Source organism: Paenibacillus sp. CF095, from assembly GCF_900101225.1.
In the GTDB taxonomy this organism is placed as follows: Bacteria; Bacillota; Bacilli; order Paenibacillales; family Paenibacillaceae; genus Paenibacillus.
This window is the reverse complement of the sequence record NZ_FMZN01000005.1, coordinates 204589-229430: the sequence shown is the minus strand read 5'-3', so window position 1 is coordinate 229430 and position 24842 is coordinate 204589. Positions and strand designations below refer to the sequence as shown.

Sequence of the window (24842 nt, the reverse complement as noted above, 5' to 3'; positions counted from 1 at the left end):
TGCGCTGTTGCGCTGGTTCTTTGGTTCGTTGGATTACTTGCAGTTTGAAAATGAATCGGCATAGGCAGTAACCCAAAACCGCGAGCTTGTCCCATACCTGTCCCATCCTCACAATGCTTCGATGATGTCTCCGGCCAGCAGGGACGACGGGTCACCGCGCAGCAGGGCTGCTCGTTCGGCGGCCTGTCCGTGGAGATATACGCCGAACGTGGCGGCTTGCTCCGCGCTGAGCCCTTGGGCGAGCAGACCGGCGATGATGCCGGTCAATACGTCCCCGGCACCGCCAGTCGCCATGCCGGCGTGCCCGGTGGTGTTGATGTACGCCTCGCCGGATGGCGTTGCGATGACCGTTCGTGCTCCTTTGAGCACAAGGGTCACGCCCTGCTCGCGGGCGTATTTTGCAGCGTGTCCAATGCGGTCACGCTGCACCTCTTGGGTCGACATGCCCAGCAGTCGACCCATTTCGCCAGGGTGCGGCGTCAGGATTGTCGCCGCACTTCGCTGGCCCCAGTCGCGAGGCCCATGTGGGCCAGCGTCTGCCAGCATGTTGAGGGCGTCCGCGTCGATGACGAGCGGACGATCCGTTTGTTGCCACAGACAGCGCAGCCAGTCTGTGTCGCCTTTGAAGCGGCCGAGGCCCGGGCCGGTCGCGAGCACGTCGCGGCTCTCCGCGAGACGCAGCACGACGCCCGCGGAAGCCGCGTTCCATTCGCCGCTGTCGCCATCGGCGGCGGCAGCGAGCATGAGTTCGGGCACGGTGCCGATGACATGCGGCAGCAGTGCCGCGGGCAGCGCCCATGTGGCAAGCCCGCAACCTGCGCGCAGCGCGGCTTTGGCCGAGAGCAGGCCAGCGCCGCTCATCGGCAGACTTCCTGCGGCCAGCAGTACGTGGCCGTAGGTGCCCTTGTGACCGTCCGGTGCCCGGCGGCGGCCTGTATCCACGCGCAGCGCACCGCGCAGCACCTCGTCCGTCAGCAGACGGACCGAGGGGCCATGCTCTGGCGCAAGCCGCGCGGGAATGCCGATGGCGCGCACCACAATGCGCCCCGCGGCAGAAGCGCCCGGGTACTGCACCAGCCCGCGCTTAAGCAGCGCGAGACATACGGTCACCCGGGCTTGAATGCAGGGCTTGTGCACCTCTCCGGTGTCGGCGTCCAGCCCGCTTGGCACATCGGCAGACACGACCGGCTTGCCGCTGTCGTTCGCCGCCTCAATCAGCGCCGCGTAAGCCCCCCGCGGCGCTCCCCGCGACCCGGTGCCCAGCAGCGCATCCACGATGCCTGTGCACCGGCTGAAGTCCACGGCTTCGCGCACGTGGACAAGAGCAGGGATGCCGAGCTGAGCAGCGGCATCCCGTTGCACTGCAGCTTCGCCACGCAGTGCCTCAGGGGCATCGGCGTAGACCAATGTCACGCCAAGCCCTGCTTCAACCAAATGGCGCGCGGCCACCAGTCCATCGCCGCCATTATTGCCCTTGCCGATCAGCATGTACCACTGCTGATCTCCTGGACGCTCCATCACCAGCGCCGGATCGGCGATGATGTCGCCACCATAACCTTGCCGATCACCGGGCCCGGTGTGTGCCCGCCTCACACCTGTCTTGCTGCTATAGCCAAGCTGCCCTGAATCCACAAGCCGGCCTTCTGCCTGCCCTTCCCGGCACAGCTTGATGACTTCCTCGGCTATGGCACGGCCTGCATTCTCCATTAGACTAGCTGCCGGAATACCGAGCTGATGAATGGTATGCTCGTCCACAGCTCTCATCTGTTCAGCGGTTACGATAAACAATGTTCATCCCTCCCCGTGACAAGCTCATCTCAAACCTAAAAGCAACAACTTCGCACCTAAACGCTGTGTTCTGTAAGTGTATCACTATATTCCCTTACCCCATCCAGTTACCACAATCCAATCGATACATCATCGGAAACTCTATCGATTCCGTGTACGAGACCTTCAGATTAAATTATCCATTCCAAAGCCTGTCTACGCTTAGTAACCTACTGTAAATCGTGCCTGAATAAACTGCGGATCGTCCAGTTCGTCCACCAAAGCCGCTGCAAAATCGCCAACGGAAATTGAGCTTTCCCCGATATCATCTGTAATCACACGGGTCATACCAACTCGGAACTGGCCAGTCCGACGTCCTGTTGTGATTGTTGCAGCAGGGCTCATGTAGGTCCAGTGAATACCTGACGCTTCAATCAGGTCATATGCTTCTGCATGGGCTTTCGCAAGTGGCTTAACTTCTTCCGGGAATCCCGGCGTATCCATCAGCATCTCTCCGGAATCGGTCAGCAAACTTCCCGCTCCACCAACTACAACCAGACGTCCTGCTTTTGCCCGGCGCACACCCTCGATTAACGAACGTGTCACTTCCAGCATCTCTTCTTCACCACCAAACTTCGGTCCATATGCACTCACAACCGCTTCCTGACCCGCTGCAAAATCAGCCACCTGATCCGGGTTAAGCAGATCTCCCTGTTCTACACGCAAACGCTCATGCACCATCTCAATTTTGGACGGGTCACGCACCACCGCTGTCACTTCATGCCCACGATCCATCAGCTCCCACAGTATTGTCTTACCAATCGCTCCGGTTGCTCCAAAAATGGCTACTTTCATATAAATTCCCTCTTTTCTGTAGATATCTTCTCATCAACTTACCGTTATTTTAATACTTAATCCTATTGTTATATACCTTAAACGGCTCACGCCATCTTAAACCGGATGAGACATCTTGTAAACGTTAATGTTCATCCGCTTAACCTCTCAAACTATGCACCAGACCACGAACAATACTTCCCCAACTGCTTTCCTTTCCATATCATTACCTTAAACATCGCCAAAAAAGCCGCATTTGCGGCTTCAACATCACGTATTTTTCTACGTGGATACTCTACTATAGGTTAGAAAATCAACAGCCTTCTGCGCCCAGATTCGCTCCGAATAAGCCTCATGCGCCATATCCTGTACAATATGAAGCTCAATCCTGCCTACAGCTCCAGACATCTGCTTGTTTTTCATGATGTCCAGATATAACCTCTCCGTCTGTTCTACGGGACACAGTTGATCAGACTGACCGTGAATGAGCTGAATATTCACCTCACTGAGCCCGGATACATAAGCTGTTGGGCTTCTATCCCGCAGGGCAGATTGATCATGCAAAAGCTCACCGATTTCAGTTTCCAAGAATGACCTCAGCTTCGTTCCTCCGCCTGCGTACAGTCCTTCCAGATCCGTAAAGGGTGCACAGGCAACCACAGTACTCCATAACGCCGGACTTTTACCTGCTACCAGCAATGCCAGATAAGCCCCATAGCTCACCCCATAGAGAGATACGTGTGAATAGGAAGATAACATCTGCTCCCGCATGAACTGGATGACATCTGCATCCACGCCGCCCCAATCGTTCTGAATGCGCATCCTGTAATCCATGCCGAACCCTGAACTACCGGGATAGTTCAGCCCGATAACCCGCACTCCTGCCTGATATAATCCGCTGATGACCGGACTAAAGCTGTCAAACAGGCAATTATGAGGTCCGCCATGAAGATAGATGACCACGTGTTCTGCGCCCTCCGGGTGTATGTCCATGTACGGAATCATCTCATGTCCATAACGAACCCATCCATAGATTACATCGGGTTCCTCGTCAGGATGCTTGCCAATTCTCTCATCTCGCTCAACCGGGAAACGGGTAATCGTACGCGTTTGTTCCAAAAACCGGTATATCCCCGGCACCGGAGGACTTACGATAGATTCATATTTTCCGATCAAGCCCTGCCTGTCCCTGCTGAGTACAGCCTGTGTCAAGATTCCCGGATAATCATACAGCTCATACCTCTTCTCTCTGTCCAATGTATATTGAACATATTGCCACCTGCCGCAGGTTATCCCTTCGCAGAGGACTAGCTGTTGATGTAGATCGAGTTGCATTCTAATCATTTCAGAGAAGGGTTGGCTATCCGTTGAACATTCATGCACCCGATCCTCTCCCTGCCTGATCCATCCCGGCTGGAAGCCATCTTCCACAGGAATAGAAACGGCTATCAGATCCCCCTGCTTATCCATCACAGGGTAGGCATACTCCGTGTAGGGTATTTCGGATGATGGAAGGATATCTTTGGAATATGAGTACACTCTTCCGAATCCACCAACGTTTACACCAACCTCTCGTGTTGATGCAGACCAGAATACAAATTGCGGGTTGTCCAGATCAGGAGTAACCCATCGCGCCTCATCCTTCTCGGGATCGTAAAGACCTATACGGACAGCTCCTGAACGTCTAATGGAAAATAGCAGAATTAACTGCCCCTCTTGCCAAGCGGCCTGCATCACAGGAAATGGAAACTTCACAAATAGGCTCTGAACCAGAATTGCTTGCTTCTCATTCTCGTATATATGAAGCCATTTCCCCGACTTGTCCTGTGTGATCACCAGAACACGGTTCCTGCCCATAAACTGAATATGATGCGTGTGCTGATCTGACTCTGTCCCATGTTCAGAAAGGCTCTGACGGCTATCCATGCGGCCTGTATCATCAAGACTGCACCATTCGCATGTATTGTCATCATAGCCTAAGAGCATACTCGTTCGTTCCTTGTTCACACTCATTCGTGTCAGGAATGGATAGCCCAACCGGATTTCCTCCTCTCATTCCAGCACTTTAACTGCTCCCATCCCTCCAATTGCGATTCCAGTTTATCAATATACTGGTCCTGCGTGTATGCATCTAGGGGAGTAACGGTCCCCAGTCTGCCTAATGTTTCCCGAATCAATCTGATCTGTGGCAGACTGGCAACCGGCAGCCCCATCATCAATAGACGGTACACTCGGGATGCCCGTTCCTCTAACCCTTGAGTAATCAGCGCACCAGCGATTTCCACCGCACGGCCAAGCAGTTTGGAATGGATAGTGTTTGTCTTCATACGTAACAACTGAATCAACAGTTCATATTCCTGCTCCTGCTCACCCAGCTGTTGATGTAATACCATTTTTAATTGCAGTACATGCCCCAGCCAATCTACATACGCATCAACACATAACTTCTCCGCAGCCAGCAACGTCTTACCTGCCTCTGCATAGAGACCCGCCCGGAGCTGCAAGCCCGCAATGTTTAGTAACGTCTGAATCTGAAAAACTCGCTTATCGGGTCCATCAGAAAGCTGGCGTATACGCTGGCCCGCCTGTTGCTCCAGCATAATTGCGCGTTCTACATTGCCCTCCTGCATCTCAATTAATGCCTCACCATTATCAAGCGCAGCCCATTTCCCAGTACGATACGTTTCAGTTAGTTCTTCATGGTCAATGATTTCCCGAGCTTTCGAATAACAGTGTCGTGCTTCGGTATACTGCTTCCCGTTTTTGGTCAACAGCTGACCCAACTCAAACCAGAGTACTGCCTGCTGTGTCGCCGACAACCGTTGAAATAAAGAATTATGGTCGAAAAAATGAAAACAGGACCTGTAACGGGCCGGATCAGCCGATTTGGACAACAAAACCCAGGCCAGCCTATTGTAGAGCGCCAACGCTGCCTCTTTTTCCTTTCCATTATCCTTGCTTACCATTTGTAGCTGTTCTTCCAACAAACGTCGGGTCTGATCGGGCGTATCCCTGACAATAGATACCGGAAGTCTGGGTATATCCTCAGGATTATTCGCCATGGTTGGATAGCGATGAAAAAAAAGCACTACACTTACTCCCCTTAGTTTCTGTCGATACAGGATATAGTGGATGGCTCCCAGATCCGCAGGGTGAAGGTAGGAAGATACTTCAACCAGAACCCATTTCCGATTACCAGGCGTCCACCCTGATCTTTGGAATCTCAATAACGCATTTTTACATGCCACAAGATCATCTATTGGCTGAAATGGATTTAGTTGATAGATCAGCGGGAGAGTAGCATACGGATCACCAACCGCAATTTGTATAACCTTATCCTGCCAATGCGTTCTCAGTTTGTGAATTTCATGCTTCACCACATCTGATGTCCCTTCAACAACAAACAATCCAGGTTCATGACTCACACGAAACCATTTACTTCTCAGATCATGATAATCCGTACTTTCCAGTGAGACAGGCATCATGAAAGTTCACTCTCTTTCGTGATTCGGCATACGTGTATAAGTTCAGGCACCTGTTGTAAATTCAGCGCCGTCATCAATTGATAACTGCCCCGGTTGTTTGCATCAAGTGAAGCTTTAATTCGCTGATCCGGATCTGAACTGCACCGATGGAGACCATATGCAGCAAGCCATCGGGCCCATCCTTGACGTTTCGCTTCTGGTATTGTGAATATATGAGCAAGGAGTACACTCCCAAACTCATCGCTTAACAGGCAGCCCCCAATCTTACTTCCCTCCAGTTCCACAAGCCCGGAACCTTTCAGCAACTTGCCATATACCCCTTGATAAATATCTCCGATAGCTTGACGAGCAGCTTCCCAACCTGGACAGGTAGGATCACTGGCCTGGAGCAAGTGTGCAAGGGAATCCGCCTGCCCCTCCGCAGACATCCAAACCGCGTCTTCATTAGGCATAGCCGGCACGGGAACGTCCCTCAACTTGCCGAAAAATCGATACCGATGGGCAAGAACATCCGCCCGGTATCCAAGCTTCTCCCACGGAAATGAGGCAGGAGCAGTTGCATATAGAGAGGACCATGTGATTTTATCCAAAACGGATGACATCCGATCTCCCCAATAAGGATTGGAATGTGCTTCACTCCATAAATCCAATGTGTACTGCCCCTCACCCTGATCAATCATCATGAACGAAGATAGGGTATCCTCATTTCCAGGTTCAACTGCATAATAGCGATCCCCGGTCTTCCCCGATTCGTGCTGGCATTGCGGCAGGATATCAGATATGGATGTTAGCATCATACGCTTTCCCCTCCCTGTTATAATCGAAACCTGAATAAACCAGTGGTTCGGATGCAACAGACGGATAAAACCGGCGTAGCAGGAATGTATAGATCCCCATATAACCGGTCATATAATCCGGGGAGAAGGACTCCATGTCCTCCAGAGGCCACATCCATATGTCTTCCTGTGGATCACTTCGCAATACATACAAGCTCTGTGTATACTCAGCTAGTTTGGTTTCATATCTGCCTGGGAACTTGCGGTTAGCCAAGAGCAGAAAATCTCCATTGCCTGCAATTCCGTGACACTGCCCAAAAGAAGCAAATACCGTTGACTGTGCCACTGCATCTGCTGCTTGAAGTCCAAGTCTGGTACAGAGGGGATCTTGCAAAATATCAGCCGCTGCCATCAAAAATCGCCCAATACCCGCCGATCCATTACACCAATGTACCCAGAGTGTATCCGGTTTTTCGGGGGATGCAGGCCACAGGCTCACGCCATTCTGTCCTCCATGACTCGTACGATCAAGTGTATCTACAATTCGCTTCACAGCAGAATAGTACGCTTCCTTTCCTGTACGCTCCGCCAAGGCAAGCAGATAATATCCGATACCTGCGATGCCATGAGAAAATCCAAGGGAATAATGGCCTTTTTTGTCCGATTTATCTTTCACTTTCCACAAACTCAATGATTCATCTGTCTGCTCTTCTTGTTCCAAAATATAAACACCCAGTGCCTCTGCTCTTGCCAGTAGTTCAGGACGGCCACCAATACGGTATATCTCAAGCAGCATCAATCCCAACCCCGCTGCTCCATGACTAATATTGGTCTGTACCGGCTCATGCCGGGTGATTTCCAATGCCAGATCCTCTGCACGTCGAAGCAACGATGGATCATTTATTCGTTCAGCCGTCTCTGCCATTGCCCAGGGAACAGCGCCATATCCAAAGTATAATGCTACAGGTGTCTCATCTGGAACGTAAGGGTAATTCGTCAAAATCCATTCCAATACTTCACGTGCATATTGATGGTATTGTCTGTTTTGTGTAATCTGACCAAGCTGATTAAAACCAAAGATCATCCCTGTCCAGCCAAAGTTGAAATTCGCCGGATGAAACATCTTGCTCATGCTGTTTTCCGGGAACAGTTGCAAGGGGCTATTAAAATCAAGAGAAGTATACAATGTGTTTACCATACGCTCGGCCTGACGGAGTACTTCTTCTGGCTCCATATTGCATTCATTTTTCTCTATTACATCCATGCTTCCTCCTGAATTGACCTCTTGCTGCTCCAGCAATGCAACCAGTATTTCACGAATTTCTGATAACTCCACATATCCGCCAGACATGATCTCGATGCCCAGACTTCCCAAGCCACGAAGCTGTGTAATACTCTGATGATTCAGATAAGCCTGTGCAGCTTCCAGATGGGATTGCCGATATTTCAGATAGGGGTCGATGGATGAAGCCATGTAATAGAAGACACCTCCCAGTGCATACAGATCATCCGCATAACTGGATCGCCTGCTGTGCTCACGTCCCCGTGGTACATAGCCCGGAGTATGACCAGTCAATGGATCAGCCTGACTCTCATCACTTCTGACATAAGCCAGTTCAAGATCAATCAGGCGTACACTTCCGTCCGTCAGTACAACAATATTGTTGGGCGTCAGATCATTGATCACAATTCCTTTATCGTGACATTGCTGCACCATATTGAGAATATGTATACCCATCCGATGCATATCCGCCCGGTTGTAATCTGCGGCTACATGTCTGCGATGGATATATTCACGCAAGCTGATGCTTTCAAAATACTCCAGGATCAGATAGCGGTTATTTTCAGTACTAAACAGATCAAGCGGCCTTGGGGTAACCCCCGTATCCTTCATCAGATCAAGCACGCGATATTCATTGTCCAAATAGTTATGAGCAGAGCGCCCACCACCGTCTACACGCATGCGGTAAACCGCTTCTTTCATGACAGCCTGTTCATAGGATGTACCAGAGATGAGAAATACTCCTCCCTTGCCGGACTTCTTGAGAACACGTCTCACACGAATATTTCGTATACCAAACTCATTGTTATTGGAATCGGAGTGACGAGAAGCAGCCTGGTTCTTCTCCATAGCTTGAATCCGCAGTAACTCCTCAGGTTCATTCACCCACTCCGGTTTATACCTGCCAGGTGTTCTTCGATCCTCCTCCAGCATGCCTTCTGGATTCTGGATGGCATACACTTTTGCACCCGAGTACCGGTCATAGTAGAAACGATCAGTGAATGCACCATAACGATAAAATACACACTGGCTACCTAGGTATGCCCGATCTGTCGGAATAGCTGGTCCTTTCAGATCGCTTGTACATGAATGCATTAGCTCAAGTAACTTCAAGAATTGCTCTTCGTCTCGTGCATAGATGGTGACACACTTCCCAGTCTGAGGGAGAGGTATGGAACCGTTAGATGTTTCAATCAGTTTCAGACCGCTGCTCACTACTTTCCATTGCACATCATTTTCTGTGAGAACAGGTGCAATGCGTCGCAGCAATTCAGCTCCTTCCACAGGGATAACAGACAGATGAATTTTCCAGCCCTGTGCGGGAAGCCTTAATTCTTCCGGTCTAAAACAAATCCAATGGCCGTCATTCGACCATTGGATGGATTGGGGAAGTTCCCGGATTATATGTTCCAAAGCGTTCTCAAAGGCGTCCTTCTTGGGGGTTACGCTTGCGAATTTCAATGAGAATCACTCCTTTTTGAATAAAGTAAGAGGGGGAGGTACAATTATTTTAGTAATGCGCGAAAATCAAAGACTTATCTTTCAAATGATTCAGTGAATAGAGCGTGTAAAGAAGTTCCTAGCTCTCAACAACGATTGTTTGTGAGCTAGTCCAGCTGCACACTGTACACAAGCTTGTTTCCTCAAACATGTTGTTATCCTCTTCAACCTCTAGTGCCATCAAATCCTGTACAGATAAAATTTCCTTGTTTTCCATGATATATTACCTCCCATTTGTCTCCCCCTCTTATAAACCAAATTCTACATAAAATTTGATATTCCTTCTTTTTAATTGAATTATTTTACATAAATTATTTACTTAATCCATTTATTTCGCCTGATCATGTCAAATTACTTGTTTCCTCAGACTAAAAAGAGGTGCAATATGACATCAGATTCCAGACTACATCGAGGTCGTTTGTTGCCGGGTACGCTGGGTACGCTTGCTACGTTCTTCACGGAAAGGTCGGACAAATAGGCTTGCCATGCCCATACAAATAACAAATGTACCAATCCCCATGTACACCCATGAAGGGTTGTACGTTTCAATGAACCACCCTCCCAGCAACAGCCCAAGCGGATTACTAATGCCACTCATCAAAACACCCATACTGTTCATGACACGTCCTCTCTTTTCTTCCGGGGTGGATAAAAGAATGGAAGTAACCAATGGTACATTCACAAGAGCTAGTCCCATCATCAACAAAAATGAACATGCAATCGCGATATACAGGTTAGGAAACATCGGCATGAACAGCAGACTTGTACCTGAGATGAGATAACTGATCAAAAACCAGTGAGCGAGCGAGAGTCGTTTGGCATATTTACCACTGAGCAGAGAACCTGCAATACTGCCAGCGGCAAAGGCTGACTGAAGCAGACCGTAGCCTTGTGGTCCGGCTTGCAGCACCATATTGGCAAAAATCGGCGTGAAAATGTGCAGTGGCGCCCCCGCAAAATTGATAATAGCTCCAAAGATAATGCAACAGGCCAAAATTTTACGGGAAAACAGGAATGTAATTCCCTGCATGCTATCTTTAACAAAACCAGAGACTCCTTTTTGTTTCACTACTTTGGTTACAGGGATGCGGATAAAGAAAATGGATATGGCGGATAGCAGAAATGTAACGGCATAGATGAACAGGATGGACTGAACGGAGATGAGCGCGATCAATATCCCCCCCAAGGCGTATCCAAGCAATTCAATCGTTTTGGAGGAAGAGTTCAGTAGTGCATTGGCTGGAGCTAATTGTTTTGTAGGTTCTGGCAAAATAGCGGGGATGACTGTCTGGGTTGCCGGATTGAACAAAAAACCAAGGATTGCAATGAGCAGATTGGCTGCGTAAATATGCCACGGAAGCATGGATCCTGTCATGAACAAAAGCGCCAATATGCAGGCTATGCCTGCACGCAATATATCTGTCCAGATCAAAAGTTGCTTTTTGGGCAGGCGATCACTGATCGTTGCCAGGGGAATGCCCAAAAATGCATAGATCAAGTACGGCAGCATCGGAATCAGTGCCGCAGCGAGTGCCGACTCTGTTAATTGGAGGATATACCACATCGTCGCCATAGAAAATAAAATCTGACCTGCGCCAGAAACCAATCTACCAACAAGAAGCACAACAAAAGAAGGAAGGCGCAAAACCGCTCGATAGCTGTCGCCGCGAATTTCATTTTTCATCTTTTTCACGCACCTCTCCCTCGTACGTAACAGATTCATCATCACTAATACGATGCAGACGCGTAACCAAACCTGAATCTCGAATGGTCTGTTGTATCTTGGCTTTTACCCGTTCCAGTTCAGCCGTATACTCGCGTATCTCGTTCAATAAGGTCTGATGGGTTCGTATGCCTTCCCTAATCAACATTGCAGTCGCATCAGAACGGTTTTTCGCTAATTCAAGAAATACAAGCTGATCTATGATATCAATCTCTTCCTGACTTAATCGAACGGAAACAACTCCCTTGGCTCCCGAAAGATTTTTGTTCGCCTGCTCCACAGATCGTTCCACCATCTGGTTAAACTGAGCTTTCTGGTCATTGTACATATTTAATTCCTCCATTCTTCACGAGTACACGCGTATATCGTAATTTGTAAATCGTAAATTGGTTTTAAATTACATTATACCTGTAAATAATTGGTTGTAAAGCAAAAAACCTTTGGATTTATCCAAAGGTTCGCCGAATATGTTATTTAACTAGTTCGCTAGTCTCCCTGCCTCCACCACATCCCCTCCGATTTTGGGCTGGTGTATTCAAATCCAAATTGAGCATACAGCCGATCAGCCGGAACATCCGCCAGCAGACTGACCAAACCACGGGCTGGAACTGCTTTACGCAGATAATTCATAATCTCGCTCATGATCAGTTTTCCATACCCCATTCCCTGAACATCCGGGTGTACAGCAATATCGACGACCTGAAAGAAACAACCTCCATCTCCAATCACTCGCCCCATGCCTATCAGCATATCCTCTTCACGCAGACATACGGCAAACAGGCTATTCGGTAATCCAATCTCCGCCCCTTCCCTGCTCATTGCACTAAGGCCGGCAATCTGCCGCAAGGCAAGATACTCCACTGCTGCGGGTGGTGTGTGTTCAATATTCACATGATCCATGAATTGTGCCCCTTTCTGCTTGAATTCATCTACTTCCTGTGTAATAGTGAGAGAAAGCTTACGTGAAGCGTGTTTCATGATACATGAAGTTGGTGCAAAGGAGGAACAAGAGTGTTTCAACGTTGGATTGAAGATCTAACATCGCGCCCAGGCACTGTGGCTGTGCTGTTTGGAGTCATGGCTTTGCTTCTGGGGATATACATATGGTCTGCCACTGAAGTTCGCCGCAGCCATGAAAGGCGAATGCAAAGGATACGAGATACATTATACATAAGTACAGCCCTCTTGGGACAACTTACCATCCAGGAAAATCGGAATTATGAACGGTCGGAAGGCGAACATAATGATCTGATAACAGCAATGTTAGCCTGCAAAGCTGCATCTTACCTATCCCCTCAGCTACAGGACCAGATCCGTGACTGTATTAAGGATCATGATCCTGCCAGAATCGGACTGATGCACAGAGCACTGGAACGGGAATGCACCTTATTATCGGATGAACTCAGCCGGGATACTCATGCAGATCATTGGGGCACTGCGCTCTGGACCATCCTTCGGCCCGTAGCCGAACCAACCGCACTGGCGGCCACAGGGTTTCTCGTAACAGATATGTTATTTCGTCAGCGAATGTTGGACGTGCCTGTAGACTCATGGGTGAGCATCTTGCCATGGATTCGCGCGGTTTCCCTAATGATCACCATAATATATGGTTATCTGCTCTGGGCCAGCCCACGCCGGGATAGGCCACGTACAGTAACCAAATTGCTCTCCTTGCTGATCGCGCTATGCTCCTTGCTCCATCTGATTGGACCTGTTGCTGCTCCCTATGCTCTGGGATTACAGCTGATTATATTTACTTCGGGTTTCGGGTTGACTGGGACACGCTCTCGCAGTGACCGTCCCTACGCAGGACATACGGATCTGGAACCAACGAAGCAAGTCTCTGCGGAGATGGAAGGAAATACACGTCGTACATCTGGTACCAAAACCGACGAATAACCTACGCATCCAGCCGCTTCCGTATGATTAAACTTAGATACTCACCTCGATGATACGAGACTCGTTCCTCTCTCGACTGGATTTCCACCGATCAGGTCGTGTCTCCTTACTCGGCATGCTATACGATGATGAATGTCAGTGTCCCAAAATTATCGAGCTCCCGTCTGGCTGTTCCTATTGAGTAGCCAGTCGATTTTCTAAGGAACACAGGACGTCTTATATTACCTCTACAGCCTCTTTCAAAATTGTAAAGAACCTCAGATTCGTTATTTCCCAAAATCGCTCGATAAAAACGCTCTAAAACGCCATACATTTCGATATAACGTGTCTCAGATTCGTTAGCGCTCAATCGCTGCTCATGCTCTGTTCCAAGCGCGACTGAGAGGGACCACCCCGTGTCCCTCTCGTACGAAGCGAAATTTCATTGTTAGAGGAAAATAGTAAAGCCGCGCGGCATCCTGATCCCCTACTCAAACATCCAATGTGCAGTACGCTTACTTACTCCGTACCTGTTCAGGGCGCCTCGGCTTTCAGTAAGTTTGAAGTCACGCTCTAAATTCTGCAAGTCTGTACGCAAAAAGAGCTGAAACTACATTGTAGCTTCAGCTCTTTTCTATATTACTTATTTTGTCTTGCGAAGAATCATCGTAAAGTTACCCTGTCATCGAAGTGGCATGTGTACCGTTTATTAGTTCACTTTGTATCATGCATAATTACTTCACTTATTTGGCTACAACATGTGCAATGACACGACCATTTTCGTACGTGACAGTCACGTCATAACCATCTGCCGTTACACTGTCGAACTCACCTGTAATTCCATTAGCCGTAATTAACGTAATATCTTTGGAACCTTCAATCTTATAGTTGGACAAGTCCAGATTCAGGTTTCCTCCATCAATATAGAGCTTTCTGCCAACATTCAGTTGACTGTTTCCATCAGCGACAACCAATTCCAGTGTCCCCTTATCCATGGTGAAGTTTCTATTCAAGGTTAATGCTCCATCGACATTTACAACAACTGTTCCATTTTCTACATACAGATCACCTGTACCAAAAGCAGCTGCAGATTCGGCTACCAGCGTTCCTGCTTGCAGCAATGTTCCGCCATTGTAGCTATTTTTCCCTGTCAATGTAAGGGTTCCTGTTCCCTTTTTCGTAAGCATTCCACTACCGGTGATATCATTTCTCCACCAGTCTTGTGCATTGAAGCGCCCTTTGGAAGCGTCCATATCCACAGTTACATTGTTCAAGAATGCACCGTATCCATCCGCAGCCGTGACCAGATCAATTCTACCCCAGCCTTTGGATTCATCCAGTACAGGATATCCAGAGTCAATGGATGTTGTATACAATACTTGTCTGCGTTGCTCATCTGTTAAATACGGTTGACGTGTTTCCAACAGGGCTTCTGCTCCTTGCGGGACAACTGGAGCCAAACCTTTGGTTCCGGTTTGTGGCAGACCGTAAGTCATCTTTTCTCTATAGAAGGCTTTATTGGCATCATGATCTTCCCATTTGTGTTCATCGTAAGCACTCTTGAACGTGTAATCCTCTGTTACGGTATGTGCATACTCATACAGACTCATATTTTTTTCCTTGGCTGCAGCTCCAAATACTTCTCCTGCATTCTCATAACCTTTCTCTAACACATCTTTATTCTCAGCCTGATTAAGTGCATATGCAGCCATGGCTGTGGATTGTATTCTTCCTCCTATAACATCAAGCGGTGAGTGCATCCCCGTTACGATTCGATTCTCGCCCAACTGAGCTGCTCTCGTTAACAATTCAGTGAATCGTTCTGGTGTAGCGTATGCCAAAGGAAATACGGATAAGTAAGCTGCACTGGTATGTCCGCTCGGAAATCCGCCATCTTTTCCTCTTCCATCCTCAGCGATTCGTTTGACATAAGTTAACGCAGGAATAAGCTTAACGTTGGTTTCGTATTGCTGGTAATGTTTTTCTCCTGTTGATTTGGTGCCGCCTGAAGCCAAAGGTACTTCTTTTTTCTCACCTTCGCCCAAGGTTTCCCATACAGGCAGTCCCTTGCTGTCAACAACTTCTTTCACTTCTCCATTGGAATTCATTCTCCACGGTCTAGGGGAAGAGTAGAAATATTTAGAGGGATTAGATGAGGCAGGAATTTTGAATCGAGCCAGATCAACTAAATTGACCAAGTCTGAAAGTTCCGTCTTTGCTTCCCAATCTCCAATGCCTTGGCTTTCATCTTCCACTGTTTCTTCGGTCAATACCACATTCATCTCGTCCACCGTTCGTTCAACGTTTGTCTTTGGCTTGATGATATCTACATACGTGTTAGCCAACGGACCAAAGCCCTCCATCACGCTATAGATCTTATCTCTTTGGTCATCATAATAGGCTGCCAATGTCTCTTCACCTGTGCGATTTTGCGTGACCTTTTCTACATATTTGATATTGGCTTCCCAAGTTGCTTTGTTTCGGATCTCTTCATTTGCATATGTTTTCTGATCAGCGACAGCTACGGTTGGATCATTCTTAAAGCCGTCATAATATGGGGACGGTCCATCTCCATACTTTGCATTTTTTCCGTCAGCTCCAATTTTAGTTGCCGCTGTTCCATCTCTCCAATCCGCTTGGTTCATGGACCACACTTGATCAAAACCGTCCAAAATATCAATAAACGGATTGGTTTCCGCAATATTTTTTAAGGTGTCGTCTCCGGCATTGGCTCCGTGCTTCACGGCGGACAACCGAGCTTCATCTGCTGGAGGATTAACATTCAGTACGGTTGCCGTTCCTTTTGGCTTAGCTGGTTTGGCAGCTGTAGTAGCATCTGTTTCCACCGCCTTAACGAGCGCAGACACCGCTTCGGCACGAGTAATGGAATTAAGCGGTTTGAAGCTTCCGTCTGCATAACCAGAGATAATTTTCGCTGCTGCCGCTCCACCTACAGCTCCCTTGCTCCACGCCGCAATAGACGATGAATCGCTAAATACATTTGCTGCTGTTTCATTTAACTCCAAATTCAAAATGCCAGCGATCACTTTAGCTGCTTCTTGACGGGTGATCGGATCTTGCGGCTTCATTGTGCCATCGGTGTATCCATCTATATATCCATTCGCATTTGCAATAGAAATTGCTTCGTAATACCATGCACTCTCAGACACATCGTTAAAGGTAATTTTAGCTTGTCCGGAATATCCAAAAGCACCGTTTACCAAATTCATAAATTCTGCTCTGGTAATATACGTGTTCGGTTTGAATGAACGATCCAGGTAACCTCGAATTAATCCTTCATCCCCCCATGCTTGAATATTCGCTTCCGCCCAGTGTCCCTTAATATCAGAGAACTGAATCTTCTGATCGGCTGCAAAACTCTTCTCTGCAAATGTCGGACCTACCATAGACAACATTAGAAGTAATGCCAGTGACTTTTTAAGTGGTTTTCTCATGGCTTGCAAATACACGCTCCTGTTATGGTAAATTATTTTTTTGCTTCTGCATCTGCAAATGAGTAAGAAAGACTCTATACAGATGTCTGATCTGCCGTTACTGTAGCATTAGGGAGCGTTTAGCATCTATAGAACAAATTCCGTTTTATATCAAAATCGTATGTTCCGGAGCTTATATGCCAAGAAAAATGGAGTTAGATACTACATTTATCAATTAAAATACCTACTTTTGTAAACGCTTTATTAACTGAAAGTAAATTATTCAGTGGGAGTTTGTTAAATTTCGATCAACATGATTTCTAGTCCTCGGCCTGCTATATAATGATGAAGTTGTTTAGAAACGAGAAATGAAGGGGGAAAAAAGAATGCGTAAGCCATTTCAGTCTGTGAGATCCAAGATGGTTCTTTCCTACCTCGCTGTTGTTCTTGTCATTGCGCTTCTTTTCGGCTCCATTTTATATTTCTTCTTCTCCCATCAATACAGCAAAGAGATCCGAATCAATAATCAATTGTCGCTGAAAAGCACTGTTAATTATATTGAGAGCTCCGTTATCCAGAAGGTGAATCAGGTCTATCTGTCCCTGGCACTCGGTAACGCTGCAAGTATCGACTTAGATAGCTTAAAAGGAAACCATAGCAAAATCCTGGACATCGAACAGTCCCTCAAAAATATGGTGCAAAATTATTCCGATCTCATTGAAGCTATTCATGTGTACGATACGAAGAACCACTTCATCGTCTCATCTGTATATGGGCTATTGCTCTATGAGGACACGCCTTCGAGTGTGGATCATACGTCGGATTGGATTGCTGCAATGAAAGAGACTCCAGAAAGCTCCTTATGGATGAAGACTCGTATGGTGCCTCAGGATGTTTATATCGAATCACGGGAACAGGGCAAGATGAGCCCTCTAATTTCCTATGTCCACAGTTACCCGTTTCAATCTTCTGGACAGGACAGAAAGGCCATGATTGCGATTGATATCAAAGAATCAGCGATCAGTCAGATCATTAAAAATATGCTCCCTGCTGACTATGCGAATACATTAATCATCGATCAGGATGGAACCGTCATTTCTGCAGCGGACAAAACGTTGCTAGGCACCTCCACGGAGGAGAATCTAACGCAGTCGCTCCTTTCCTATCATTCTTCAGATGAGAGCTTCACACCTGTATTTAACTATGACTCTCATGTCGTTACCCAAGATCAATTTAAAGGAAATACATGGAGAATTTACACAACCACACCTAATGAAAGCTTCTATTATAAATTGGATAGCTTGAAGGAGATTTCGGTTCTTCTCGGTTTATTGGCTGTTGCAGTTGGAATAGCGATGTCGTCCATCTTTACCAGGGCCAACTATAGTCCTCTTAAGCGAATCCTGAATAACATCAAGAGCCGGATGGATAGCCCAACCAGCTTAAAACAGGACGAATATCGGTTCATCGATACAACGTTTAACAGTCTGTCCAATAAAGTTGATAGTCTTGAAGAAACCTTACAGGCCAATCACAGAATGATTAAGCATAGTATTATGCTCAATATGTTAAATAATCGATTTACACCCGAGGAACTTACGGAACAGCTCCAGTCTGTTCACATTTCAATGGCCTACTCTCGCTTCCGTTGCATCGTCATTGACCCCGTTAATGAGAAGTGGAAGGATCTGCAGCCACGACAGTTGCAGCATACGTTGTATACGATGATCCAGCAACTGGAGATCGCAGAAATGGATGGAACTCAACTGCTGGCAGAGGAATTGCAGGATCACAAAATAGCAGTAATCATCTGTACCAACCAACCCGAAGAACCTCTCTCTGATCACATTGTAGACTTTATTCACACTGAGGCGAGCAGCAGATTTGGTCTTGAATTTGTACTATCGTTAGGCGGATGGGTAGAACACTTCACGAAGATTCACACAAGCTATCATCAAGCGAATACCCTGATTCGATACAGCTACTTCTTTCCCGAGCAGTCTGCCATTCAGGATCTTGATCTTCTGAGCAGGGAAGCCAGCAGTCTGGAGATTCCGGAGTCATACCTCGTAAACTTTGAAAAGAAATTGCAGACTCGGGATGTGCAAGGTACAGTTCAGGCCATTCAGGAATTGGTCGCGGCACTAAAGGAAGACTCCTATTCAGCCGAATACAGTCGGATCATCTTATTAAAAACGGTATCTATTTACGCTGAGTGTATTAATCAGGTGCGTTGGCAACCCCCCGAAGCGAGTTCATTAAGTATGTACAAGCAATTTTCATTGTTCTACAATATCAACCGCTATTCAGAGTGGATGATTCATCTTGTGACCGAATTTGTGATGCATATGGAGAAGCGCAGCGAGGTGCGCAGTGTGGATACCATCTCGGCTGTCAAAGCCTATATTCAAGAGCACTTATCGGGCGATCTCACGCTGGATCATGTCTCAGAGCAAGTGTTCATCAGCCCTAAATATCTCAGTAAACTGTTCAAGGAAGAAACCGGGATTGTTTATTCCGAATATGTTACGAATCAAAGAATGGAACGCGCACGGGAACTCATGACACAACGTGAGATTACGGTTGAGCAGGTCGCAAGTACGGTCGGTTACCGTACCCCTGCCTATTTCATTAAGAAGTTCAAAGAAATTCACGGCTGTACGCCAAAAAACTTCATGCGCAGTCTAATGGAACAGGGATCTATATAGGGTCAATTAGGAATATTTACACGGACACTCCGATGACAGAACAACCTTCCGATCGCTGTTATTCCCAGATTTCTTTGATCCCTTTTCTAAAAGGGGAAATCCGGGAATAAAGGCGAACGCTTCGCTTCTTCAGGTTCTTTCTGTCCTCTCCGTTATTGTGTAAATGTTAAATTGAACCTATATAGAATTTAAAATTAGTAAAGGAGCTGCTATGAACATCAACCTTTCAAGACAGATATGTCTATATTCCGCAATGCTTCTCCTTCTCGCATTTACAAGTGGTTGTACCTTTCTAAACAGGGAAGGATCACAAGTGCAACAGCAGGACCATCTAGCAAGCCCTGAGAAGGATACAGCATCGCAGTATACGATATCCTGGACCATGCATCAGAATATCCCTGTTCCTGAGGACGCTGAGATGATTGCATATATTGAGGATCGGTTTGATGTCGATCTGGAGGTATGGAACCTGGAGAACAAGCGGTACGAGGAACTGCTTGATCTGGAGCTGGCTCAAGGTAAAATACCGGATCTGTTCCGAATCAGACAACCGCATGATCTGCTTAAGTATCAGATGCAAGGGGTTTTAGCGGAAATCCCCCCGGATGTACTTGAGCAATATGCGCCAAATATCGTACAGCGGATTCGCGATTATGATTCACGTTACTTAGAGTATGGAAAAATAAACGGCTCCTTATATGGAATACCGGCCATCAATCAGACCAACATCTATCGAACTCCAGTCGTATACCGAGAGGATTGGCTTAAAAAGCTTGGTCTGGACGTTCCGAAGACTTTAGATGAATTTGAAACGGTTATGTATGCTTTTGCCAAAGATGATCCGGACGGGAATGGTAAACAGGATACGTATGGCCTATCCAGAGAGGGCTTAAATGTAGTGTTTGGCTCTTTTGGACAGTCCGTTTTCACCGAGCAGCTGTATTTTAATGAAAAAAACAACCAACTTGTGATCGGTGCTTTGGAGCCGGAGATGAAAAAAGCCCTGACTTATATGCAAAAATGGTATCGGGACGGGATTATCGACCCTGAGTTCATAACCGGTGAAAACAAAGGCGGTTATAAACATCTATCCCATGCTTTTATTAATGGAAAAATTGGGATGACCTCGATGGGCAACTATTATCATTGGAATCAAGAGGGAGATTACAGTGTCCTCAATGAAAATGGCGAGGAAACCCCGGTGGAACCCTCGTTCAATGTCAATGAGCTGCTACAGAAGAACGCAACTGCAAAGGTTGTATTTGGTTCTCCTGTTATTGGTCCAGATGGACGTAGCGGTTCAAAAGGGAACAATCTGCTGATGAATTTTATTGCTATAGGCGCTGAGGCTGCAAAGGAGCCGGGAAAACTGGAGAAAATTCTGGAGATCCTCGATTATGTAAGTGCCAACCCCGATCCGGTGGAGCAGATCAAAATGGAGTATGGCCTTCCAGGAAAACACTGGAATTGGAGCGCCGATGCTTCAAGCTCGTTCTACTTACTTTATCCATACAACCGAATGGAGAATTATACGAATATGATCGGCTCAAGTATTGGCATGACGGTTCCAGGTGTACCCTCGGACAAACGTGAACAGTGGGCTGCATCTTCAGGGTTGACGGAGAATGGTATCTATAATCGCCTGGAGGTTGCAACCCCTGCCCTGATTGAATATTCATCTGAGCTGATTCGCATGAGAGACAGAGCGTATATCTCCATCATCACAGGCGATCAGCCTGTGGGGTATTTCGATACTTATGTGGAAGAATTTAAGGATGCAGGTGGGCAACAGGTGCTGCTTGAAGCAAATCATTGGTATAAGGAGCATAAGGAAACAAGTCGTGCGCAATAGGTAGGACAGTGTGAAACATACATTTCCCATGAATTTCTGGATTATACATGTGTATTCCTATACACCAATCCTTCCCTGACACAACAGAACTCTCTATCCCTTTGCACTCGCATTTGATCCGCGCAGTGAACGGGCTGAACTGCTTCGTGCCGTGCTTCCGGATTTGGAGGCGCTGCCTGAGGGCGTGTTCTCAAAACGCTTGCGTTCGGTCCGCTCCATCTGCACAATCTGACCTTCGTGCACCACGATGTGCAAAGAACCAAACTCCATGTCATTCAGCTGTCCGGCAATTCGGTCCAACCATACCTCATCCACTTTTAACGGCTTAGCCATAGAGCCGCCTCCTCTTCTCGGGCTACCGCCCGCCATATTCCTAAGTACGCTGTCATCCAACGGATTTATAAATCATTCTTATCCAACCTATATACTTGGTTTATACATTATCAGGGCTTCCAGTAGCTGTCAATCTGTATTTTCTTCTTCTCATCATCACTTTTCTGAAACGGCTTTATGTCCAAGCCAGCTCTTGAGCAGCAACGTGGCGAGAGCCAGAATCAGGAGCAGCGAAGCTACGGCAAACGAAGCTGAGAATTGATATTCGTTATACAAAATCTCCACATGTAGCGGCAGCGTATTGGTCTCTCCACGGATATGTCCGGATACCACAGATACCGCTCCGAACTCACCCATAGCACGGGCATTACACAGAATAATGCCGTACAACAGCCCCCATTTGATGTTGGGCAAGGTTACACTCCAGAAGATTCGCCACCCGGAAGCACCCAGCGTAACCGCCGCTTCCTCTTCCCGGGTTCCCTGGTCCTCCATTAGTGGAATCAACTCCCTGGCTACAAAGGGGAAGGTAATAAACAGCGTTGCAATCACAATGCCTGGCAGCGCAAAAATGATTTTGATATCATGTTCGGACAGCCACGGCCCAAACCACCCATTTGAACCAAAGACCAATACAAAGATCAACCCGCCCACCACAGGCGAGATCGAAAAGGGAAGATCAATCAGGGTGATCATAAGTCCCTTGCCCTTGAACTGAAACTTGGTAATGACCCATGCAGCGGCCACACCAAATATCGTATTCAGCGGCACTGTAATCGCCGCAACCAATAATGTGAGTTTCAGTGCAGACATGGCATCCGGCTCGGTAAGAGCGGCAATATACACGCCCCATCCCTGCTTCAACGCCTCCATGAGCACAATCGCCAGTGGCAATATAAGCAGCCATATAAGTACCAAGCTCGCCAGTCCAATCAATAACCATTTGACCCATGGAGCTTCCGTTGTTGCACGGTTCGTTCCGCGGCCAGCTCGTACGGGTGGAACAGGGCTCAGTGGGACAGAACCCGCCATATGCTGCACCTCCTTTGGTTTGGGTGAGTGACGTCTTCTAATATCCTTATTGCATCATGTTTCATTCTCATGCCCTGCCCGCCTTCCGACTCCAACGCTGCAAGGAATTAATAATCAGCAGCAGGATGAAAGAAACCAGTAGCAACAGCAGAGCTACAGCTGTAGCGCCTGCATAATCGAACTGTTCCAGCTTGGCCATGATCAGCAAGGGGGCAATTTCCGTTTTCATCGGCATATTACCTGAGATAAATACAACGGAGCCATATTCACCAATGCCCCGGGCAAAAGCCAGAGCAAACCCGGTCAGCAGTGGCGGAATCAGATCCGGCAGCAGAATGGTACGGAATATCCGCCATCTTCCTGCTCCCAGTGTGGCAGCCGCCTCTTCCACCTCAGCCTCCAGCTCCTCCAACACCGGTTGCACTGTGCGAACCACGAACGGAATCCCGATAAACATCAGCGCCAGTGTAATCCCGGCCTGTGAATAGGCCAGTTTAATGCCCAAAGGCTCTACAAACTGCCCAATCCAGCCATTGCCGGCATAGATCGCCGTAAGGGCAACCCCCGCTACTGCTGTTGGCAAGGCAAAAGGCAGATCAATGACCGCATCAAACAGCCTTTTGCCAGGAAACTCATACCGAACAAGCACCCATGCCAGGAGTAACCCCAGCACGAGATCAATCAGGGCCGCTGCACCTGCGGTCAGAAAGCTGACCTGGAAGGAGGCCAGCACCCTGGGATTGGTCGCAACCTCAATCATGGTTGCCCACGTCAGCCCTGTTGAGTTAAACAACAGCGCAGCCAGTGGAATAAGTACAACCAGGCTCAGGTAGAACACACTGTAACCCATCGTTAATCCAAATCCCGGCAATGTGCGTCTCCGCGCCACCATCACCTTGCTCATGCACGTTCATCCTCTCTGCCTTCAGCCGGTAGGGCTGGTTGGCCGCTCACAGCGCGATTGATCGGGTGTTCATTGAACAGAGCAACCTTAGCTGCCTGGAACATAAATCTGGTCGAAGATACCACCGTCATTGAAATGTTTGGCCTGAGTATCCCGCCATGTACCGAATACATCTTTCAACGTGAACAGTTCAAGCGCCGGGAACTGATCCTTGAATTTTTCCTCCACGCTGTCCAGCGTTGGGCGGTAATAATTTTCAGCCGCAATCGTCTGTCCCTCTTCACTGTACAAATATTTCAGATAGGCATCCGCCACGTCGCGGCTTCCTTTTTTGTCTGCATTTTTGTCCACAATTGCAACGGGTGGTTCAGCCAAGATACTAACCGAAGGCACGACAATATCGAATTTGTCCGGACCCAACTCTTTTACCGATAGGAAAGCTTCATTCTCCCAGGCAAGCAGCACATCCCCGATGCCACGTTCAACAAACGTTGTCGTAGATCCGCGAGCACCCGAATCCAGCACAGGCGCATGTTTGAACAATTCACCAACAAATTCCTTCGCTTTCTCTTCATCATTGTTATTATGCTTAAGGGCATATCCCCATGCCGCCAGATAGTTCCAGCGCGCCCCGCCGGACGTTTTGGGATTCGGTGTGATGACTTGCGTATCCCCTTTGATCAGATCATCCCAGTCCTTGATGCCTTTTGGATTACCCTTACGCACAAGGAATACAATCGTAGAGGTATACGGAGAGCTGTTATGCTCGTATTTATCCTGCCAACCTTCGTTAATCAGACCTTTATCTTCAATCGCATCAATATCGTATCCCAATGCCAGCGTCACCACGTCTGCATCCAGTCCGTCAATAACAGAACGACTCTGTTTGCCCGATCCCCCATGGGATTGCTTGATGGTCACTTCCTGGCCTTTCTCTTTCAACCAATGCGCCGCAAACGCTTTGTTATATTGTTCATAGAGTTCCCGCGTTGGATCATAGGAAACATTCAGCAGTTCGATGGCCTTGGGCCCTTCTGTGCCGCCTTCCGCTCCCCCCGATGTTCCTGCCGCACTGGACCCGCCGCTATCCGATCCGCATGCTGCCAGAACTCCTGTTAATACCAGTGCCAGACCAACCAAAATACCCTTATGAATTCTCTTTTTCATGAATAATACTCCCCCCGATATAGATCTGCATGACTACCTCAGGCCGGCTGAACAGGATCGAACGCCCCGTAAAAAAACAAGAAGACGGAGGAACCCCCGCGCACTTCTCCCCATAAAGTCATGCCGGCTTAAGGCCGTGCATGCTTCATCCGGAAAGGATGCGCTGC

At 47.8% G+C, this 24842-nt stretch carries 18 protein-coding genes; 3 read left to right on the top strand and 15 right to left on the bottom strand.

Annotation, left to right across the window (positions count from 1 at the left end):
• Window positions 1–108: 108 nt before the first annotated feature.
• From BLS69_RS27195 to BLS69_RS27155, 10 genes are all read right to left on the bottom strand, one after another.
• Window positions 109–1788 carry an NAD(P)H-hydrate dehydratase gene (locus tag BLS69_RS27195; RefSeq protein ID WP_091038254.1) on the bottom strand — a complete coding sequence of 560 codons (1680 nt, stop codon included), beginning with the start codon at window positions 1786–1788 and terminating at the stop codon, window positions 109–111.
• A gap of 201 nt (window positions 1789–1989) precedes the next feature.
• Entirely contained in the window at window positions 1990–2622 is a 633-nt protein-coding gene (locus BLS69_RS27190) for an NAD(P)-dependent oxidoreductase (RefSeq protein WP_091038252.1), read from the bottom strand.
• Window positions 2623–2883: 261 nt separating this feature from the next.
• Complete coding sequence (locus BLS69_RS27185) at window positions 2884–4638, bottom strand: alpha/beta hydrolase family protein (protein ID WP_091038250.1); 1755 nt, start codon at window positions 4636–4638, stop codon at window positions 2884–2886.
• The gene (locus BLS69_RS27180) at window positions 4620–6086 is read right to left on the bottom strand and encodes a tetratricopeptide repeat protein (protein ID WP_091038249.1); all 1467 of its coding nucleotides are present in this window, start codon (window positions 6084–6086) and stop codon (window positions 4620–4622) included. The genes BLS69_RS27185 and BLS69_RS27180 overlap by 19 nt, the downstream gene beginning before the upstream one ends.
• Entirely contained in the window at window positions 6083–6883 is an 801-nt protein-coding gene (locus tag BLS69_RS27175) for a hypothetical protein (RefSeq protein WP_091038247.1), read from the bottom strand. The genes BLS69_RS27180 and BLS69_RS27175 overlap by 4 nt, the downstream gene beginning before the upstream one ends.
• On the bottom strand, window positions 6861–9605 hold the full coding sequence (locus BLS69_RS27170) for a lanthionine synthetase LanC family protein (protein WP_091038245.1): 2745 nt from the start codon (window positions 9603–9605) through the stop codon (window positions 6861–6863). The genes BLS69_RS27175 and BLS69_RS27170 overlap by 23 nt, the downstream gene beginning before the upstream one ends.
• A gap of 118 nt (window positions 9606–9723) precedes the next feature.
• A complete protein-coding gene (locus BLS69_RS32340; RefSeq protein WP_161799395.1) occupies window positions 9724–9861 on the bottom strand; it encodes a hypothetical protein in 138 nt (45 codons plus the stop codon).
• 186 nt (window positions 9862–10047) lie between these two features.
• The gene (locus tag BLS69_RS27165) at window positions 10048–11328 is read right to left on the bottom strand and encodes an MFS transporter (RefSeq protein WP_256332437.1); all 1281 of its coding nucleotides are present in this window, start codon (window positions 11326–11328) and stop codon (window positions 10048–10050) included.
• Window positions 11318–11695 (bottom strand): ribbon-helix-helix domain-containing protein, encoded by a 378-nt coding sequence (locus tag BLS69_RS27160; RefSeq protein ID WP_047840324.1) that lies wholly within the window; start codon window positions 11693–11695, stop codon window positions 11318–11320. Before BLS69_RS27160 ends, BLS69_RS27165 begins: the two co-directional genes overlap by 11 nt.
• 158 nt (window positions 11696–11853) lie before the next feature.
• Window positions 11854–12267: a GNAT family N-acetyltransferase gene (locus BLS69_RS27155; RefSeq protein ID WP_091038243.1), complete on the bottom strand. Its 414-nt coding sequence runs from the start codon at window positions 12265–12267 to the stop codon at window positions 11854–11856.
• Window positions 12268–12378: 111 nt separating this feature from the next.
• Between BLS69_RS27155 and BLS69_RS27150 the strand changes: the two genes are divergently transcribed.
• On the top strand, window positions 12379–13266 hold the full coding sequence (locus tag BLS69_RS27150) for a hypothetical protein (protein ID WP_091038241.1): 888 nt from the start codon (window positions 12379–12381) through the stop codon (window positions 13264–13266).
• A gap of 722 nt (window positions 13267–13988) precedes the next feature.
• On the opposite strand, the gene BLS69_RS32880 is transcribed toward BLS69_RS27150, so the two are convergent.
• Window positions 13989–16700 carry an S-layer homology domain-containing protein gene (locus BLS69_RS32880; RefSeq protein ID WP_176873085.1) on the bottom strand — a complete coding sequence of 904 codons (2712 nt, stop codon included), beginning with the start codon at window positions 16698–16700 and terminating at the stop codon, window positions 13989–13991.
• Window positions 16701–17065: 365 nt separating this feature from the next.
• On the opposite strand from BLS69_RS32880, the gene BLS69_RS27140 reads away from it, so the two are divergent.
• Window positions 17066–19387 carry a helix-turn-helix domain-containing protein gene (locus tag BLS69_RS27140; protein ID WP_091038238.1) on the top strand — a complete coding sequence of 774 codons (2322 nt, stop codon included), beginning with the start codon at window positions 17066–17068 and terminating at the stop codon, window positions 19385–19387.
• Window positions 19388–19700: 313 nt separating this feature from the next.
• Window positions 19701–21239 carry an extracellular solute-binding protein gene (locus tag BLS69_RS27135; RefSeq protein ID WP_091038236.1) on the top strand — a complete coding sequence of 513 codons (1539 nt, stop codon included), beginning with the start codon at window positions 19701–19703 and terminating at the stop codon, window positions 21237–21239.
• Window positions 21240–21332: 93 nt separating this feature from the next.
• Here BLS69_RS27135 and BLS69_RS27130 read toward each other — a convergent pair whose 3' ends face one another.
• The 4 genes from BLS69_RS27130 to BLS69_RS27115 form a co-directional block, all read right to left on the bottom strand.
• Window positions 21333–21572 carry a YezD family protein gene (locus BLS69_RS27130; protein ID WP_036607453.1) on the bottom strand — a complete coding sequence of 80 codons (240 nt, stop codon included), beginning with the start codon at window positions 21570–21572 and terminating at the stop codon, window positions 21333–21335.
• Between the two features lie 156 nt (window positions 21573–21728).
• Entirely contained in the window at window positions 21729–22604 is an 876-nt protein-coding gene (gene cysW / locus BLS69_RS27125; protein ID WP_074093283.1) for a sulfate ABC transporter permease subunit CysW, read from the bottom strand.
• Between the two features lie 67 nt (window positions 22605–22671).
• Window positions 22672–23508: a sulfate ABC transporter permease subunit CysT gene (gene cysT, locus BLS69_RS27120; RefSeq protein WP_017690928.1), complete on the bottom strand. Its 837-nt coding sequence runs from the start codon at window positions 23506–23508 to the stop codon at window positions 22672–22674.
• An 87-nt stretch (window positions 23509–23595) separates the two neighbouring features.
• On the bottom strand, window positions 23596–24675 hold the full coding sequence (locus tag BLS69_RS27115) for a sulfate ABC transporter substrate-binding protein (protein WP_091038234.1): 1080 nt from the start codon (window positions 24673–24675) through the stop codon (window positions 23596–23598).
• Between the last annotated feature and the right edge of the window lie 167 nt (window positions 24676–24842).

Bases quoted from the DNA above. Each gene is read 5' to 3' on its own strand.
- BLS69_RS27190 (WP_091038252.1), bottom strand. From the start codon at position 2,622: ATGAAAGTAGCCATTTTTGGAGCAACCGGAGCGATTGGTAAGACAATA.
- BLS69_RS27180 (WP_091038249.1), bottom strand. From the start codon at position 6,086: ATGATGCCTGTCTCACTGGAAAGTACGGATTATCATGATCTGAGAAGT.
- BLS69_RS27175 (WP_091038247.1), bottom strand. From the start codon at position 6,883: ATGATGCTAACATCCATATCTGATATCCTGCCGCAATGCCAGCACGAA.
- BLS69_RS32340 (WP_161799395.1), bottom strand. From the start codon at position 9,861: ATGGAAAACAAGGAAATTTTATCTGTACAGGATTTGATGGCACTAGAG.
- BLS69_RS27165 (WP_256332437.1), bottom strand. From the start codon at position 11,328: ATGAAAAATGAAATTCGCGGCGACAGCTATCGAGCGGTTTTGCGCCTT.
- BLS69_RS27160 (WP_047840324.1), bottom strand. From the start codon at position 11,695: ATGTACAATGACCAGAAAGCTCAGTTTAACCAGATGGTGGAACGATCT.
- BLS69_RS27155 (WP_091038243.1), bottom strand. From the start codon at position 12,267: ATGGATCATGTGAATATTGAACACACACCACCCGCAGCAGTGGAGTAT.
- BLS69_RS32880 (WP_176873085.1), bottom strand. From the start codon at position 16,700: ATGAGAAAACCACTTAAAAAGTCACTGGCATTACTTCTAATGTTGTCT.
- BLS69_RS27140 (WP_091038238.1), top strand. From the start codon at position 17,066: ATGCGTAAGCCATTTCAGTCTGTGAGATCCAAGATGGTTCTTTCCTAC.
- BLS69_RS27130 (WP_036607453.1), bottom strand. From the start codon at position 21,572: ATGGCTAAGCCGTTAAAAGTGGATGAGGTATGGTTGGACCGAATTGCC.
- cysW (WP_074093283.1), bottom strand. From the start codon at position 22,604: ATGGCGGGTTCTGTCCCACTGAGCCCTGTTCCACCCGTACGAGCTGGC.
- cysT (WP_017690928.1), bottom strand. From the start codon at position 23,508: ATGAGCAAGGTGATGGTGGCGCGGAGACGCACATTGCCGGGATTTGGA.
- BLS69_RS27115 (WP_091038234.1), bottom strand. From the start codon at position 24,675: ATGAAAAAGAGAATTCATAAGGGTATTTTGGTTGGTCTGGCACTGGTA.